This is a genomic window from Rhizobium sp. BG4 (assembly GCF_016864575.1).
Taxonomy (GTDB): Bacteria; Pseudomonadota; Alphaproteobacteria; order Rhizobiales; family Rhizobiaceae; genus Rhizobium.
Window position 1 is genome coordinate 3,006,586 of the sequence record NZ_CP044125.1, and the last position, 16,736, is coordinate 3,023,321.

At 59.3% G+C, this 16,736-nt stretch carries 11 protein-coding genes and 3 pseudogenes; 7 read left to right on the forward strand and 7 right to left on the reverse strand.

Translation table 11 applies throughout. The features are described 5' to 3' along the window. Positions 1-5 precede the first annotated feature (5 nt). Positions 6-1,025 carry an endonuclease/exonuclease/phosphatase family protein gene (locus tag F2982_RS15095; RefSeq protein WP_203428310.1) on the reverse strand — a complete coding sequence of 340 codons (1,020 nt, stop codon included), beginning with the start codon at positions 1,023-1,025 and terminating at the stop codon, positions 6-8. 173 nt (positions 1,026-1,198) lie between these two features. Between F2982_RS15095 and F2982_RS15100 the strand changes: the two are divergent. The 5 genes and pseudogenes from F2982_RS15100 to F2982_RS15120 all read left to right on the forward strand — a co-directional run bounded on the left by F2982_RS15100 (position 1,199) and on the right by F2982_RS15120 (position 8,780). Then, positions 1,199-3,867, forward strand: a pseudogene (locus F2982_RS15100) (heavy metal translocating P-type ATPase). 85 nt (positions 3,868-3,952) lie between these two features. Further along, the gene (locus tag F2982_RS15105) at positions 3,953-4,669 is read left to right on the forward strand and encodes a L,D-transpeptidase (RefSeq protein WP_246777457.1); all 717 of its coding nucleotides are present in this window, start codon (positions 3,953-3,955) and stop codon (positions 4,667-4,669) included. A 65-nt stretch (positions 4,670-4,734) separates the two neighbouring features. Then, positions 4,735-6,647 (forward strand): annotated as a pseudogene (locus tag F2982_RS15110) (M23 family metallopeptidase). Positions 6,648-6,724: 77 nt separating this feature from the next. Further along, positions 6,725-7,576 (forward strand): cation diffusion facilitator family transporter, encoded by an 852-nt coding sequence (locus F2982_RS15115; RefSeq protein ID WP_246777560.1) that lies wholly within the window; start codon positions 6,725-6,727, stop codon positions 7,574-7,576. Continuing rightward, positions 7,551-8,780, forward strand: a complete 1,230-nt coding sequence (locus F2982_RS15120) for an FAD-dependent oxidoreductase (protein ID WP_203428312.1) — start codon at positions 7,551-7,553, stop codon at positions 8,778-8,780. The genes F2982_RS15115 and F2982_RS15120 overlap by 26 nt, the downstream gene beginning before the upstream one ends. Before the next feature lie 113 nt (positions 8,781-8,893). Here the strand turns inward: F2982_RS15120 and lspA are convergent, their stop codons facing one another. The 6 genes from lspA to F2982_RS15150 form a co-directional block, all read right to left on the reverse strand. Continuing rightward, entirely contained in the window at positions 8,894-9,433 is a 540-nt protein-coding gene (gene lspA / locus F2982_RS15125; protein ID WP_203428313.1) for a signal peptidase II, read from the reverse strand. Between the two features lie 108 nt (positions 9,434-9,541). Further along, positions 9,542-10,009, reverse strand: coding sequence for a copper chaperone PCu(A)C (locus tag F2982_RS15130; RefSeq protein ID WP_203428314.1), 468 nt, complete (start codon positions 10,007-10,009; stop codon positions 9,542-9,544). A 69-nt stretch (positions 10,010-10,078) separates the two neighbouring features. Continuing rightward, positions 10,079-10,552, reverse strand: a complete 474-nt coding sequence (locus tag F2982_RS15135; protein WP_203428315.1) for a hypothetical protein — start codon at positions 10,550-10,552, stop codon at positions 10,079-10,081. Beyond that, entirely contained in the window at positions 10,549-11,826 is a 1,278-nt protein-coding gene (locus F2982_RS15140; protein WP_203428316.1) for a HAMP domain-containing sensor histidine kinase, read from the reverse strand. Before F2982_RS15140 ends, F2982_RS15135 begins: the two co-directional genes overlap by 4 nt. 28 nt (positions 11,827-11,854) lie before the next feature. Beyond that, complete coding sequence (locus F2982_RS15145) at positions 11,855-12,571, reverse strand: response regulator transcription factor (protein ID WP_246777458.1); 717 nt, start codon at positions 12,569-12,571, stop codon at positions 11,855-11,857. Between the two features lie 682 nt (positions 12,572-13,253). Continuing rightward, positions 13,254-14,294 (reverse strand): LacI family DNA-binding transcriptional regulator, encoded by a 1,041-nt coding sequence (locus F2982_RS15150; protein WP_203428317.1) that lies wholly within the window; start codon positions 14,292-14,294, stop codon positions 13,254-13,256. A gap of 279 nt (positions 14,295-14,573) precedes the next feature. On the opposite strand from F2982_RS15150, the gene F2982_RS15155 reads away from it, so the two are divergent. Beyond that, positions 14,574-15,596 carry a sterol desaturase family protein gene (locus F2982_RS15155; RefSeq protein WP_203428318.1) on the forward strand — a complete coding sequence of 341 codons (1,023 nt, stop codon included), beginning with the start codon at positions 14,574-14,576 and terminating at the stop codon, positions 15,594-15,596. A 107-nt stretch (positions 15,597-15,703) separates the two neighbouring features. Continuing rightward, positions 15,704-16,671, forward strand: a pseudogene (locus F2982_RS15160) (substrate-binding domain-containing protein). Positions 16,672-16,736: the final 65 nt, after the last annotated feature.

The window sequence follows — 16,736 nt, forward strand, 5'->3', positions numbered from 1 at the left end:
GCTGCCTAGGCGCCAGTCCGAGGCTGCTGACCGCAAGCCGGACGAGAGGTCGAGGAATTGGATGAGCCTTTTGCCCTTCCAATGTCGACCACGACCGGTAGGTGGTTCGAGCCGTACATTGGCCCCGTTCTGCGATTGCTCACGCCCAACGAACCCGATACCGCCACATGATCGATCGTCGATCCTAGAAAAACATAGGGATAGAGCTTCAGGCTGAACCTGCTTGTTATGAACGGGTTGCCTGATCCTGCGTCCGCAAGCCCGCCTGCGGCCAACGCCTCGTTGAAGAAGGGCGAGGTGCTGGGCGTGTTCCAGTCCCCGGCGACGATGACGTCCGAGCTGACCCCGTCACCAGATGCGGACTTAGCCATCGTCGACAGATGCATGTTTCGCTCCCGCCACTGATCAATGGAACGAGGAGTTTCGGGATGGATCGCATACAGGACAAGCGGACGGTCCCAGCCACCAAGCTCCAGACGTATCGGCCGCTTGTGGAATTCTGTTCCGATCGATGGGTCGGTGACCGGGCCTTCGCTCTTGATCGGCAGCTTGGAAAAGACCTTCACACGATCGTAGGCCATCAGGTCGCGGGTACTCTCGTAGCCGAACATCGCCAGTCCACGGATAGGGTCCTGCCAAGCGTCCGGCGTCTCCTGAAGTACGAGGATGTCTGGTTGCTCCTCACGCACGAAGTCGAGAAACCGATCCGGTGGCGAGGTGATTTCGATGAAGAGGTTGGCAGTTACGACTCGTAGCTCGCACCGATCCGCCTTCTGCGCGGTGTGGGTGGTCAGGTAGGGGTAGAGCGAAATCAACAGCCCGATCAGGCTCACGGCGATAGCCAACCTAGATTTCATAAGGAACGAGGTCAGTGTCAGGGCGATGCCAGCCAGGACCACGTACTGCCACGCGAAGGTGGCGAGATCCAGAAGCCAGAACTTGGCTGCCAGTCCTGTGACAATTACAACGAACGCCAGGAAGCCGGAGCCTGCCAACGCAAGCAGGCGGCGGATTGCGGTGCTCATTGGGTTGCTCCTTCAGGTGGGGAAGCGGACGGGCGCAACGACAAGATACACCGTCAAGATGAAGAATCTGTCGGCGCCCCGGCCCGGGTACGACTGCGGAGCTAATTTTTCTCTTGAACCTATAGCGACATGAGGTTGTAGGACTCGAATATCAAAATTTCGAGGTTGCCCCCATGAACGAGATTTTAAAGACAAAGTACCGCGTCGACGGGATGGATTGTGCCTCGTGCGCGTCCAAAATCGACACAGCGGCCCGGCGCACTGATGGCATCGAGGACGTCTCTGTCTCGGTGACTGCCGGAACAATGACCGTGAGCCACGTCGCTTCTGCCGATCTCTCCAAGATGGAGAAGAAGATCAGCGGACTGGGTTACTCGCTGTTTCCATTGCCCAAGGCAGTGGCGACGGAGGCGAAGCCCGCCAGTTCGCACCAGCATGATAATCACGATAGTCACGATCACAGTTGCAACGGCCACGGCCACGCGCATGAGCGCGAGGGTCATGATCATGGCGCTGATGATCATGAGCATGATCACGGCCACCATCACCACGGTCATGATCACGACCATGACCATGACCATGACCATGGCCATCATAATCATAGCCACGCTCATCAATCCGAGACTTCTTCCGGACGATCCGGTGTTAGGCTCGACGAAATCGATGCAGGACTCCAGGACGCGGCGGGCATGACCCGGTTCCGGATTGGGGGCATGGATTGCGCTTCGTGCGCGACAAAGATCGACACCGCGGTCCGACGTATCGATGGCGTAGATGACGTTTCGGTGTCGGTAACCGCAGGAACCATGACTGTCCGACACAAGACCCCTATCGACAACGTTATCATCGAGAAGCAGGTCACCAGCCTCGGCTATTCGATTGCGACATCCGTGCCGTCAGGGGCGCTCGACCACGCAGGTCATACACACGACCACTCTGCTGAAGGGCTGCATGGCCATGATCATGGTCCGATGAATGGCCCTTGGTGGAAAAGTCGCAAGGGACGGCTGACCATCGCATCTGGGCTCGCACTTGTAGTGGCCTATGGTGTCGGGCACTTGGTTCCGTCAATCTCTTCGTACGCCTTCATCGTCGCCATGCTCGTCGGGCTCGTGCCAATCGCCAGAAGAGCAATTATGGCCGCCCGAGCCGGAACGCCTTTCTCGATCGAGATGCTCATGACGATCGCTGCGGTCGGGGCTGTGTTCATAAATGCCGGGGAGGAGGCGGCTACGGTCGTCTTCCTGTTCCTGGTCGGCGAACTGCTCGAGGGCGTTGCGGCTGGAAAGGCGAGAGCCAGTATTCAGTCTCTGACGAAGCTGGTGCCGAAAATGGCGCTGGTCGAAGCCGACGGAAAGACGAGGGAAGTCCCAGCCGAGGATGTTCAGGTCGGAGCGGTCATTCTTGTTCGTCCGGGCGATAGGGTGTCGGCCGATGGCGTGATTATTTCCGGCGAAAGCGCTATCGACGAAGCCCCCGTCACTGGTGAGAGCGTGCCTGTACGCAAGGGAGTGGATGACCAGGTCTTCGCAGGCACGGTCAATGGCGACGCGGCACTGCGAGTCCGGGTCACCGCGGCGGCGGCAGACAATACGATCGCGCGCGTAGTGAAGCTGGTCGAGGAGGCCCAGGAATCCAAGGCTCCGACCGAACGCTTCATTGACAGGTTCTCGCGCTACTATACGCCGGGCGTCGTCGTCGTTGCTGCCTTGGTTGCCGTAGTTCCTCCGCTGCTCGGCTTCGGAGGCTGGGCCGAATGGGTCTACAAGGGACTGGCGATCCTGTTGATCGGATGCCCTTGTGCTCTTGTTATCTCAACGCCGGCTGCAATTGCGGCATCCCTGTCTTCGGGTGCACGGCGCGGCCTGCTGTTGAAGGGTGGCGCAGTGCTGGAATCGCTCGGCAAGATCAATGCCGTCGCACTCGACAAGACCGGAACTCTCACCGAAGGAAAGCCGAAGGTCACTGACGTTCTCGATTTCGGGATGACGTCTGCGGAGGTTCTCAGGATTTCCGCGGCTCTCGAGACTGGATCGAGCCATCCGCTCGCGCTCGCAATCCTGCGCAAGGCGGAAGAAGACGGTATTTCAATTCCATCTTCATCAGAGGCGAAGGCTCTCGGTGGCAAGGGCGTCACGGCAACCGTCGAAGGCAAGGATGTGCTTCTGGGATCGCCGTCAGCCGCTGCGGAGCGTGCTGCGCTCTCGGAAGAACAGCAGGCGGCGATCACCCGCCTGAACGACGAGGGCAAGACTGTCTCGGTTCTCGTTGTGCAAGGTGCGCTTGCGGGTGCTATCGCAATGCGCGACGAACCTCGCCCGGATGCGCGTGATGGCCTGCAAGAACTGAAAGATCTTGGAGTGCAGACGGTCATGCTTACTGGCGATAACAGCCGGACGGCTTCGGCGATTGGCAAGCAGCTTGGCATCGCCGTCAAAGCGCAGCTTCTTCCTCAGGACAAGCAGAGGATCGTCGGTGAGATGAAGGGGCTGGGACTGACCGTCGCTAAGGTCGGCGATGGCATCAATGATGCTCCCGCTCTCGCTGCTGCGGATGTGGGAATTGCCATGGGCGGCGGCACGGATGTGGCTCTGGAAACTGCAGACGCTGCGGTCCTGCACGGCCGTGTCTCCGACATCGCGCGGATGATCAAGTTGTCGAAGAGGACGATGCGCAACATCTACCAGAACATCACGATCGCCCTTGGCCTGAAGGCGGTGTTCCTCGTCACCACAATCATCGGCCTTACGGGCCTCTGGCCAGCCATCCTTGCCGACACGGGGGTACCGTCCTCGTCACGATGAATGCGCTGCGACTTCTTCGGGGCGCCTCGGACGCCTAGAGCGAATTCCAACAATCCACAGCACTCAGATGCTTCGCGGCGCAAGGCCGTCGCGAAGCCTTCATACAACGGAGAATGATATCGCATGCCCATGACGGTCGTCCTGACGCGCCGCCGACTTCTGGCACTTTCAGCAACAATCGGCGCGACGCCACTTGCAGGCTGCGCCACCAGCTCAGGCCAACCCGTTGTTGCGCCGTTGCCCTTTGATCGTCCAAGGCCAAGTCGCCCGGTTGGTCCGCCGAGCCCCCAGGAACTCGCTTCGATGTACGCCGCGGTTGTCGATGACGGATTGGCAATTCCTGCCGCGCCATACACGAAGATCGACCCTCAGTTCTATCGGCAGCGGGTTGTCGATCCTACGGGTGAAGCTCCGGGAACGGTCGTCGTCGATACCCCGAAGAGGTTTCTGTACGTCGTAGAGCCGGGTGGAACCGCTATGCGGTATGGCGTTGGCATTGGGCGCGAAGGTTTCGCGTGGCAAGGCGACGGGGTCATCCAGTGGCGGCAGAAATGGCCGCGATGGAAGCCGCCGAACGAGATGGTCGCCAGGCAACCCGAGTTGAAGAAATACTCGATCGCGAACGGTGGGATGGCTGGTGGCCTGGATAACCCGCTGGGTGCTCGTGCGCTGTATATCTTCTCGGACGGGCAGGACACGCTTTATCGCCTCCATGGCAATCCCGATTGGCGATCCATCGGAAAGGCGGTCTCATCCGGATGTGTCCGGTTGTTGAACCAGGACGTGATCGATCTCTATGCGCGAGTGCCGTTCAAGGCCCGCATCGTGGTGCGCCAATAGCGAGTTGAAGTGGGCGTTTCCTGGCGGTCTCGTCGACCGCGAACGTCCATTGCGAGGACCATATCGTGCCAAACAGAAAGGCGATTCTGCAATCGCTCGGAAACACAGCGGCCATAGCTGCCGACGGGCGTCGACCCGTCGAGCGCCGAGAAGTGTCCAGAAGATGGCTGGCAGGTACCGCGCTGACCGGGTTGACGTCTACTGTCCTCATGGGTGTCGCACTGTTCGCCGCGGTGGACGGACGACAGCAGCTGGCCGTCCCGGCCGAAGCGGTCGTGCCGGATGGGGAAGGAGCGCACGTCGGGGAAGCGGTTGCCCGCGGCGACAGAGTAGTCGGAACGCTGAAGGCCGCCCGCGCATCGGATCGTAGCGTGCTTGAGCTTTCGACGGTCGCAAGGGAAAATGATCGGGACGTCATTCGCAAGCAGCCCTATGCTCACGTCCGTATGCAGCTGGCGGCGAGCAATACGCCCGCTACGAGTTACCCTCGGTTCGACCCCGCCGCCGTATTGCTCGCCGCTCCCGCGGCCGGATCGCGGGCCGTCGAAGAAGGTTCCTTGTACGCGGCTCAAGTCGAGACCGAGGTCGAGTTGAAAACCGCTGCGCTTGTATCGACTTCCGGCCTGAGCCTTGACCCGATAGAACGTTGGAAGAGGTAGAGGCATCAGTGCGGTCCGATGGCGCCACGCTGCTGGATGGCGCCACGGTGGCGACAGCATATGTCGATCCCCAGAGGTTCTCCGACGTTGATGAGCCCATCGATCTTGGAACCGCGGCGCGCATCGTTGAGCAGAACGTTTCGTTTTCAACGGTCTCACCTATCGGCGGCGAGACAGAGCAGTTCGCGGAAGACATCATTAAGATCGGCGGAACGACTACAGTTGCTGCGGCGCTGAGATCTGCCGGCTATCCGGCGCCGCAGTCGGAACTCATCGCGACCACGTTGTCGGGAGCGCTGGGCGTGAACTCGGTTGACGCTGGTGATTTCCTCCGGATGGGCCTTATTCAACGAGGGCGGGACCTGAGAGTTGTGCGGGCTAGCCTCTATCAAGGCGACATGCACCGCGGCAGCGTCGCACTTGACGACCGCGGCCGCTTTGTCTCCGCGGCGGAGCCTGCACGATACTCGCTCGGCGATGGCGGGGTTACAATCGGGGCAGCGCAGCCGAGCAATCTCCCCAAGATTTACGATGGCCTTTATCAAGCGGCGCTCAGCTACGGAATGACACTCGATTTGGCCGCAACAGTCGTCCGGACCGTTGCACCGACAGTCGATCTGCAGGCGCCTCTGAAGCCATCCGATAGCCTCGAGGCGTTCTTTTCGTCAGAGCCGAATGGCCAAGCTGGGAAAGGGTCGGAGCTACTCTATTTCAAGGTTCGCTTCGGCGACCGGGAGTCCAAATTCTATCGCTTTCGCGATCCAGCGGATGGCCAGATAGGGTACTTCGACGAGAATGGAAAAAGCCTGCGTCAGTTCTTGCTTCGCAGTCCTGTTCCTACTGCCGTGGCGAATTCCAGCTATGGAATGCGGCAGCACCCTATTCTCGGATTCGCAAGGATGCATACCGGGGTGGATTATCCGGCCCCGCGCGGCACGCCAATCCTATCGTCAGGGGATGGTACCGTTCTCAAGGCAGGCTGGGATACAGGTGGCTACGGAAACCAAACTCTCATTCGCCATTCCAACGGCTATGTCTCGTCGTACAGTCACCAAAGCGCCATAGCCAAAGCAGTGGTGTCTGGCGCCAGAGTGCGCCAGGGACAGGTTATCGGTTATATAGGCTCGACTGGGATGGCCACTGGTTCGCATCTTCACTACGAATTGCTGGTGAACGGGCGCCGCGTTGACCCCTTCAAGGTTCGGCTGCCAACGGCAGGGTCACTAAAGGACGAGCGACTGACCAAGTTTCAAGTGGAGCGCTCGCGGATCGATGCCCTCCTTGACGCCCCACCCAAATCAAGTTCGGAAGACACCTGACGGAGATCGACATGTCGCATGCACATGAAGGCGGCGAAGGTCACGGCCACGACCATACGGCTGGGGCCAACGCCAAGATGCTCACCTGGGCTCTAGGGCTGACCGCAACCTTTCTCATTGCCGAGGTGGCTGCGGGGATCGTTTTCAACAGTCTGGCGCTCTTGTCTGATGCCGCCCACATGATGACGGACGTCGCGGCCCTCGCCATAGCTCTGATGGCGATCAAAATAGGCAATCGTCCCGCTGACGAGCGACGCACCTATGGCTACAAGAGGCTGGAAGTGCTTGCGGCGGCGTTCAACGCCATTCTGCTGTTTGCCGTGGCGATCTACGTTCTGATCGAAGCGATCGACCGCTTTCGAAATCCTGTCACAACGGAATCGACGGGCATGCTTGTCGTCGCGGTGTTGGGGTTGATCGTCAACCTCATATCCATGAGACTGCTCGCGGCAGGTCGCGACAAAAGCTTCAACGTGAAAGGCGCCTACCTTGAGGTATGGGCAGACATGCTTGGTTCCGTCGGGGTTATCGCCGGGGCGCTGGCGATCCGGTTTACAGGATGGTCATGGATTGATCCCCTCGTTGCAGTCGCAATAGGGCTCTGGGTACTCCCTCGCACATGGATCCTGTTGCGTGACACCACCAACGTCCTGCTCGAGGGAGTACCGTCGGGCATCAATCTCGCCGATGTCAGATCAGCGATAGCTGGAATTGCGGGCGTTGCAGGGGTCCACGATCTGCACGTCTGGTCGACGTCGAATGATCAGGTCAGCTTCACTGCTCACGTCTCGGTGCAGAACGGTGAAGACCATTCCGCCGTCCGACGGGCGGTCGAAGCGGTTCTGAGATCTCGTTTCGACATCGTTCATTCCACCATCCAGGTAGAGCAGGAGGGCGAGACTCATGTCGGCTCCGAGTTTCACCAGTGATGTCAGGGGTGAGCATTATCAGTGCGTCATTGCCGGAGGTGGTCCAGCGGGCCTGATGCTCGGATTGCTTCTGGCCCGCCAAGGATTGAAGGTAGCGGTAATCGAGCGTCACGACGATTTTCGACGGGACTTCCGGGGCGACACTATCCATCCGTCGACCATGCAGGTGATGGACGAAGTCGGCCTGCTCGGCCAAATGCTCGCACTGCCGCATACCAAGGCGCCTAAGCTCTTCGCCGAGGTCGGCGGCAGGGACGTATGCATCGCAGACTTTACCAGGCTTCGTGTTCCAGCTCCCTACATCGCCTTCATGCCTCAGTGGGAATTCCTAAATTTTCTCGCAGACCAGGCACAGCGTCACCCCAATTTTACGCTATTCATGGGCTCACACGTGCGGGATCTCATCTGGCGCGATGGCGAGGTTCAAGGCGTCGAGGTCGAGAATGCGCACGGTATCCGAAAGATCGAAGCTGGCCTGGTCGTGGCAGCCGATGGGCGGCGCTCGGAACTTCGGAAGCTTGCTGACCTTCCCGTTGAGACCTTCGGCGCCCCTCGCGATGTGGTTTGGTTCCAGGTGCCTCGTCAAGCTGGCGACCCCGATATCGGTATGACCCATGCTGGTCCACGACAGGGTCTAATCCTGATCGACAGGGGAGAATTCTGGCAGTGCGGATACGCGGTGGCGAAGGGCAACTTCGTTGAGACGATCAGCGGAGGCGGAGAGGCTTTCCGTAGGAAGATTGAAGCCGCAGCTCCGTTCCTGGCGTCGCGTTTGAAGACGATCGAGCGAGGCGACCTGCATCTGCTACGCGTGAGGATCGATCGCCTCTCGAAATGGTGGGTTCCGGGTTTGCTGTTCATCGGAGACGCGGCACACGCAATGTCGCCGATCGGCGGGGTCGGAGTAAACCTCGCAGTCCAGGACGCCGTCGCAACCGCCAACATTCTGGGTGCTCGGTTGCTCGTGGGCAACGTTCGTGGTCGCGATTTGCAACGGGTCCAGCGCCGCCGCATGATGCCCACCAAGGTTCTGCAGAAGTTGCAGGTCATGATGCAGGGGCGTGGAGAGGAGCGGCGAAAGAGCAAACCGATATCGGTGCTGATGCGGTCGATGGCGAGACGCCTTCCACTCCAACATATCGCCGGCAGGATCATCGGCGTTGGTATTCGACCGGAGCACGTTGTACGGACCCGCTCTCCATAGGAATGTGGAGGAAGCTGAAGATAAAGATGCTCAGGACAAATGTCAGAAGTCCGAACAGATAGATGGCGTTCCGCTTCTTGATGGCTTTCTTTCGCTGGTCAGCGATCTCGGAATTATGCGGCATCTTTCGACCTGACTGCTGTCGACCGACCGCGCGGCGAAAGCGCCGTCCAGATCACTAGCGCACTGGCCCCCGAAACCACGAAAACGTCAGCGAAGTTAAATGCAGGCCAAGCCCATTCTCCGGCGTGAAGCGACAGATAATCAGTCACGGCACCGTTCCGGAAACGGTCGGCGATGTTGCCGACAGCCCCTCCGGCCATGAAGGAAAGGAACGTTCGCTCGGCGCGGGAGGCGGTTCGGACGGCCCAGATCACAAGGCCAATCACGATCGCCGTCTTCACCCAACCAGCGAGCGTCGGGTATGCGCCAATCTGCTCCGAAAACATTCCAAAACTGATGCCCCGATTGGATACGAGGACCAGATCGAAGAACGGAGCAACCATGATCACTCGCGGAGGCTGCATTACGAATTCCACGACCACGAACTTCACGAATTGGTCGAGCAATACCAGCGCTGCAATTATGCAGGCAATGAAAAGCAGACGTGTCCATGCCCTTGGCAAGGAATATCGGCCGCGCGATTTAGACATCTGCGAATGGCCTCCATACTGCGAGTACTCCTATGACACTGCAAGCGACCGACGCGATGACCATCGCGATCAGGAAGGTGAAAACGATTCTGCGTCTCATACGGGAAATCAGTCCTGACTGTGTTTTGGATCGTTCGGTGGTGTCTTCTTCACGAGGAACTGGACGTCGATATTGCCAGCCTTCTCGAACTCCAGGGTGACTGACACCTTCTCGCCTGCCACGAACTGCCGCGTGGGCTCGACAATCATGAGGTGGATTCCACCGGGTTTGAGTTCGATGATCTCGCCTGCGCCGAGAAGAACACCTTCTGTCAGGCGGCGCATCTTGGCGACACCATCGAAGGTCGTGGTCTCGTGGATTTCCAGCCGCTTTGCATCATTTGTTGAACCTCCGACAAAACGATCTCCGATCGTTCCACTGTTCTGGAGTACCAGGTACGCGGCTACGACAGGCGCGGCTGTGGGGGCTTCCTTGATCCAGGGATGCTGAATTGCGATCGCGCCTATTTCGAAATCGTGGGCGAGGGCGCTCGTGCTCGCTCCAAACATCGCAATCGCTAGAAGCAGAGGTTTCATTCATTTCTCCTATTCGCGCCGACGGTAAGACCTCAAGCAGGGTGAGCTGCAAGCGGGATCTTCCGAGCGCTACTCCTCGCCGTGCTGGTGGGCCGCCGCAATCGAGTTTGTTTCCGGACCCATCACAAACCGGGTTACCCGGGTTCCATCCGACAGAGAGAGTGTGACCACCGCTATGCCTATATCGGCAGCGGAACGGGTGGCGCGGAAGTAAACGGAATCCTGCTCCATCGAGACGCTCGACATTGCAGGAATGGTAAGAGCGCCTTCTGAAACGGCCATCTCGACCGGAGGCTGGTTCGGAGGTGACGCAACGATTGCGATGGTTCCGTACCCGGTGACCGCGAAGTCATTCACCACGACATCGGTGGATACCCCGTTCCACAGGGTGAGGTAGATGTTGTCGATGCCTGGAGTTTCGGATGGAACGAAATCCACGTGTTCGATCGCCAGCGCGCCCGTTTCGTGCTGCTCGCTGGAATCGCGCGCCAATGCACTGTGAGCAAGGAATGCGACGACTGTAACGGCAAGAAATCTCTTCATTGGCGCGGTCCGATGCCTCCAACATTCTTCGCCAGCGGGAGAATGACGGAGATTCGAAAATTCTCCCCCTGGGCGATGATTACGTCGCCACCGGAGTTGAGGGCGATCTGTCTGACGATCGCCAGACCCAGACCGGAGCCGGGACCCGTTTGGCGGTGCTTGTGAAATCGGTCGAACAAAAGCTCGCGCTCCTCCGTAGCCGGGGCCGGGCCCTCATCCTCGATGTCGAGCACTGCTTCGTCGGGGCCAGCTTGCAGGACGACCTTCGTGGTTCCCTTGCCATGGTGGAGTGCGTTTTCAAGCAGGTTCTGAACCGCTTGCCTCATCTGACCAGCGTTTCCATTGACGAGCAGTCCATCAGCTATCTCGACGTCCACAACGCGGTCAAAAGTCTCGAACAGAAGCATCATGTCCGCGACGGCCTCGCGGACGACGCGCGACATCGAAATTGTCTCGGACGCTGTTGGCAGCGCGGCATGGCTTTCGGCACGCGCCAAGGCGGTAAGCTGGCCAACTAGCCGAGCCATCTGCTTCATCTCCCGATCGATGGAATCCCAGTCCACTTTGTCTTCGGAGCGGGCTTTCTGAAGCCGGAGGCCGAGCACGGCGAGGGGAGTGCGCAATTCATGCGCCGCCTCGGCAGTGAACCTGCGCTCAGAGGCATAGGCGCGAGCCAGCCGCTCGAGGGCGCCGTTGGCCGCCACAGCCAATGGCCGAATTTCAGTCGGGAGGTTGTCGACTGGTATTCGCTTGGAGGCATCCTCGGCGTCGATGCGGCGTGCAAGGGCCGCTGCTTGTCCCACGGATCTCAGAACCCAGGCGGCAAGGGTGATGACCATAAGGAACGACAACATGCCCAGCGCAGCGATCACGAAAGTACTGCCAGCCAGCTCGACGCGTAATAACGCTCGAAGCTCCTGCCGTTCCTGCCAGTCACTCTTCCGGACGACCAAAACGCTCGTCCCCAGAGTTCTCGATATCGTTGCGGACTGGCCCTCGATGCGCTCTTTGCCTGGAGCAAGGAGCGCAGGCGGGCGGCCATCGTCCGGGGACGAGAGCATCAAGGCGCCGGAGCTGTCATAGACGGCAAAACGCCAATCAGCCTCGGAGAAGCGTGTCGGCAGATCGCGCACCCAGTCGAAGCGTTCTTTAGAACCAGCACCAGCGAACAGAGCATCGACCTGTTTGTTCATGATGTGGCTGCGCAAATCCTGGTCGATGTCGAGCAGGTAGATCACCACGTTGGCAGCACCGAGCAGGAACACGACAGCCATGGCTGCGGTCAGCCGCCCGCGCAGGCTCCTAGTCCACTTCAACGTCTTCTCCCGGCAACAGGCGATAGCCGATACCCCGCACGGTCGCGATCCTTGCAGTGGCGTGGGCGGCAATGAGCTTCCGGCGCAGACGCGAGACGACCGCCTCAGTGGCATTGGGAGTGACGCTCTCGTCGAAGGAATAGAGGCGGTCCTCAAGTCGATCCTTGGCGATAACACCGGGGTAGATCCTGATGAGTTCCTCGAGAAGCACGAACTCGCGTCTGGCAAGATCGAGGGCCTCGGCACCGACACGAACATCCCACCGGGAGACATCGACGGAGAGGTTCCCAAGCGACATGACTTCTTCTCGTCGTGCACCAGGGCGTCTGAGGACGGCGCGAAGACGAGCCTCCAGTTCCAGCACGTCAAATGGCTTGACGAGGTAGTCGTCGGCACCGGAATTGAGCCCCGTCAGTCTGTCGCCGATCTGGTCGCGGGCCGTCAGGATGATGATGGGGAGCGAGCGATCCTTGCGTGCGCGCTGCTTCTTCAAGACCTCGAGTCCGTCTAGTGACGGGAGGCCAAGGTCGAGTATCATGCCATCGTATTCAGACAGTCGGAGTGCTTCCAAAGCCTCCGGGCCATCGCCCACTTTGTCAACGATGAAACCCGAACCCGTCAGGTGCTCCTGAACAAGGCGTCCGAGGGCCTCGTGATCCTCCACGAGCAAAATCTTCATAAACGCTCCGATCTTCCGCAGCATATGACACTGTCCTCCTGACCCAATGCTGACCAACCGAGGACAAGACTGCTTTACTGAGGTTGCGTCCGATATCTATCAGGTTCCGGTCAGTAAGGTTGGGCTAAGAGCAGCGCATTGAGCATTTGCGCGGGTAATATGAAACGTCACGACCTTTCCTCCGTCCTTGCCGCCGCGATCATCATGGCAGTGTGTTATGTGCTGATCTCGGCTCTCCCGACAGTGGTGCTTTGGTTCGGGGCATTTTCACCCTGGCTTGGGTTTGCCAGTGGCGCCCTGATTATTGGCTCATTCTTCCTAGTCTTCTGGGGGCGCTCAATATGGCAGCGTCGCCGTAGCCGTCGATAGGCTGCTTGTGAGTTGCCTTCTTCAAGACGAAGCCCTCCTTGGCGCGGCCAGGGAGGGCTTCCGCTGTCGTTGAGGGCTGACAGCTTGAACGCTTGGTGGTTAATCGAAAGGCGCTCAGGAATACAATCAAGTTCACTGGAGATGGTTCCATTGATGGAGATGGAGCGCGATCGCGCACGGCATGGAGAAGGATTCCGCTCATCTCATAGGATCTGTTGGCGTTTGGCAGGGTAGGTTTCAACTGCCCATCCGACGCCCTCAACCGATGCGGTCTATTTGAAGAGAACGAGGGCTATTCTGATCGGCTTTATCACCCGTTTAGCGGCAACAACGACAGCTACACGTTCTCACTCGTGAATAAATCGAAGGCAACGATCTTCGTGTGGCTGGCATTCGTTTCCTCCGATGTGACTGCTTTGATCATTCCTGTGATCACCTCGTTTGCCAGCTCTGCAAGTGGGTGTGATATAGACAGCGTGAGCGTTCCATCGAGAAGGGCGGACCGCACATTGTCCATAAGTTCATACCCGACGACCACGAGGCTCCCGGCCCGTCCGGTCGTGCGGAGCGCGGCGAGCACCCCGCTGATGCCGCCGCCCGCCACGTAGAGTCCCGCGAGGTCGGGATGTTCGGCCAACAGCCGCTCCGTCATTTCCTCCGCGACCGCGGATGATTCAAACGTCGACAGTGGCTCCAGCAGGGCAAAGTCGCTCGCATGCTCTCGAAAATAGGATCGGAACCCGGTTTCGTTCATTTCTTGGTTCCGGAACCGCGGGTTTCCCACGAGCAGCGCGATTTTTCCCGGGGACTTGCAGATTTTGTGAAACGCCCAAGCCGCTGTGCGACCGACCTTCCAGTGATCAAGGCCGATGTAGTGAATCTGCCCCGTGGCAGCTAGCTGCGAGATGAGCGCGAAGACCGGAATTCCAGTCGCCTGGATCTCCTCGATAGCCTTGCTAACGACTGGGTGAACAGCAGTGGTCACGCACAAAGCGTCGCATTCTTTTGCGAGTGCCAACGCCCGCTCTGCTGTGTTCTGGGGAGACAAGTCCTCGAGGTGCTCGATTTTCAGTTCGATATCATATGATACCTGCGACCCCGCAGCTGCCAGAAGAGCGCGTGCAACTAGCTGATAGAACGGACGGTGCGGTTGAAGAAGGATCACTCCAAACCGGTATCGCGGCCGCGCTGCGTTGTTGCGTGCCGCGATCGCGCCCAGGCCGTAGAACCCAATTGCCTGGGCTGCTTCACGCACCTTTTCCCTCGTTTTCGGACTGACGCTGTCCGAACCGGACAGAACCCTGTTCGTCGTCGCGACGGACACACCCGCCCTTGCGGCGACGTCGCGGATTGTCGGTCTCTTCATTGTGAGGTCCATGATATAAATTGTCTCATTTTTCGCTATCCTTGAGACGAATGATACGAATGTATCTATAGGAACAAATGCGCCTTGCTTTAGCGCACGTCAAGTTGGCAATGTGCTGGTCACAGAAGGACTGGTGAGTGCTGTCGCAATCGCCTGTTCTGGGAGGGAATGGCCTCGACATCGTTGGAGTTCGCGCTTCGGCCCAGCATCCGAAGACGGTGGAACTTTGTCCGAACGTCGGCCGCCTCCGCCATACGAACATGGGACGAGCGGCGTCCAGGAGGCATGACGATGGATGATCTCAAATTCGGAAAGCGCAACAAGCGAGGCGACTGGGCGCCGAACGAACGTATCGAAATCGCGCCGTTCTGGGCCTGGCCACCAAAGATTCCGTCCTTGTTGAAGTGGATTCCGGAATATATCTGGCCGTGGAATGCTTTCCACATGGCGACGGCGCTTCTCTACTGGTTCTACGTCGTTCCCGACGTCGAGGTTATGAAGACGCTGAGCTGGGGATGGGCGCTCTGGCTCTACGCGGTGAACGCCAGCGCAATCTTCCTCTTCTACGGCTCGGTCGAGTTCTTCTTCTACGTCAAGCGCAAGCAGGGGAACCGGTTCAAATACAATGCGAAGTTCCCCGGCGAACAGCCGTCAGACGTCTTCTGGTTCAAAAGCCAGAACATCGACAACTTCCTGCGCTCGTTCTTCCTGTCGATTCCGCTCTGGACAGTAGTCGAGGTCACGTTCCTCTGGGTTTTTGCGAACGGCTGGGTTCCGTGGCTGACCTGGGCCGAAAACCCTTACTATCTCGCGTTTCTGGTGGCAGTCGCGCCGATGATCCACGAGGTGCACTTCTTCATCATCCACAGGCTGATCCACTGGGGTCCGCTCTATCGATGGATCCATTCTGTCCACCACAATTCCGTGAATCCTTCCCCGTGGTCGTCGCTGTCCATGCATCCGGTCGAAGGATTCCTCTACCACGCGGTCGCCCTCTGGCATCTCGTAATTCCGTCAAACCCGGTCGTCGCAATGTTCCAGCTCCACATCGCAGGTTTCGGCGCGGTCAATGGACATATCGGTTTCGACAAGCTCGAGGTCACCGAGGAGACGCCGCTCGATACGCATGCCTACGCCCATTACCTCCACCACAAGTACTTCGAGGTGAACTACGGCGGCGACGGGCTGATCCCGCTCGATAAGTGGTTCGGCACCTGGCACGACGGGACGAAGGACGGCGACGTGCAGATGGAAGCCCGCTTCGAGAAGAAAAAGGCGCGCATGAACGCCAAGGCCGCCCGCGCAAGCTCCTAAGGACAACAACCTGCGGCGCCAGCGAGGAGGCGGGCGCCGATTGGGCAAGGATCACATTCTTTGAACCCGCCATCCGGCGGAAACTGGGGGAGGAAAACCCGATGACAATGCTGAGCACCATTACCAAGGCCCTCGTGACCACGGTCGCAATCTGTCTCACCACGAGTGCTGCGCTCGCCGCCAACATCGCAGTGGTCGGCGGCAAGACTGATGACGCCTTCTGGACGAAGATCAAGAAGGGCGTCGACGACAGCCGCTTTGTCATCGAGGCGAACGGCGGCAAGGTGACGTACCTCCAACTGCAGACCTATGACAATCTCGGTCCCGACGCAGCCGGTCTCGTGCGCACCGCAATCAGCCAGGGCGTGACGGGGCTCGTCGTGCCGAACTGGGTTCCGGAAGCAGAAGACGAGGCGATCAAGGCCGCAGCCGGGGCAGGCATCAAGGTCATCCTGATGAACGCTGGTTCGCTCGACAAGGCGAAGGAACTCGGCGCGATCAACTATGTCGGCTCCGACGAGTATCTCGCGGGCGTCGCAGGTGGAGACTATTTCGGCAAGGGCGGACAGAAGAATGTCCTCTGCGTCAACACGCTGCCCGGTAGCGCAAACCAGGAGGCCCGATGCAAGGGCGTGATCGATGGGATCACAAAGGCCGGGGCGCAGGCAAGCAACTCCCGCTGCCTGCGACGAGTTTCGGCGACCCGACCGCCATCGCAGAGGCCGTCAAGGCCACGCTGATGCAGGACGGCACGATCGACGGTGTCATCACCATCGGCGCGGGTGACGCGGACGCTGCCGCCAGCGGTATCCAGCAGGCAGGCAAGGTCGAGAACGTCAAGCTCGGCTCGTTCGACTTTAACGAGGCGGCGCTCGACCGCATCAAGAACAAGGCGCAGTTCTTCGCCATCGACCAGCAGCCGTATCTACAGTCTCTCCTGTCGGTAACGCTGCTTGCTTCGCACATCGACTTCGGCACGGACCTTCCGGTGAAGCCGGTCCTCACTGGTCCCGGCATCGTCGACGCCTCCAACATCGACTCGACGCTGCAGGGCGTTTCGAAGGGCGCTCGCTAACGCGGGCCTGCCGGCTGCTCCCTCCACCTCCCAGGGAGCAGCCTCGCAACACCCGTGCGCGGGAA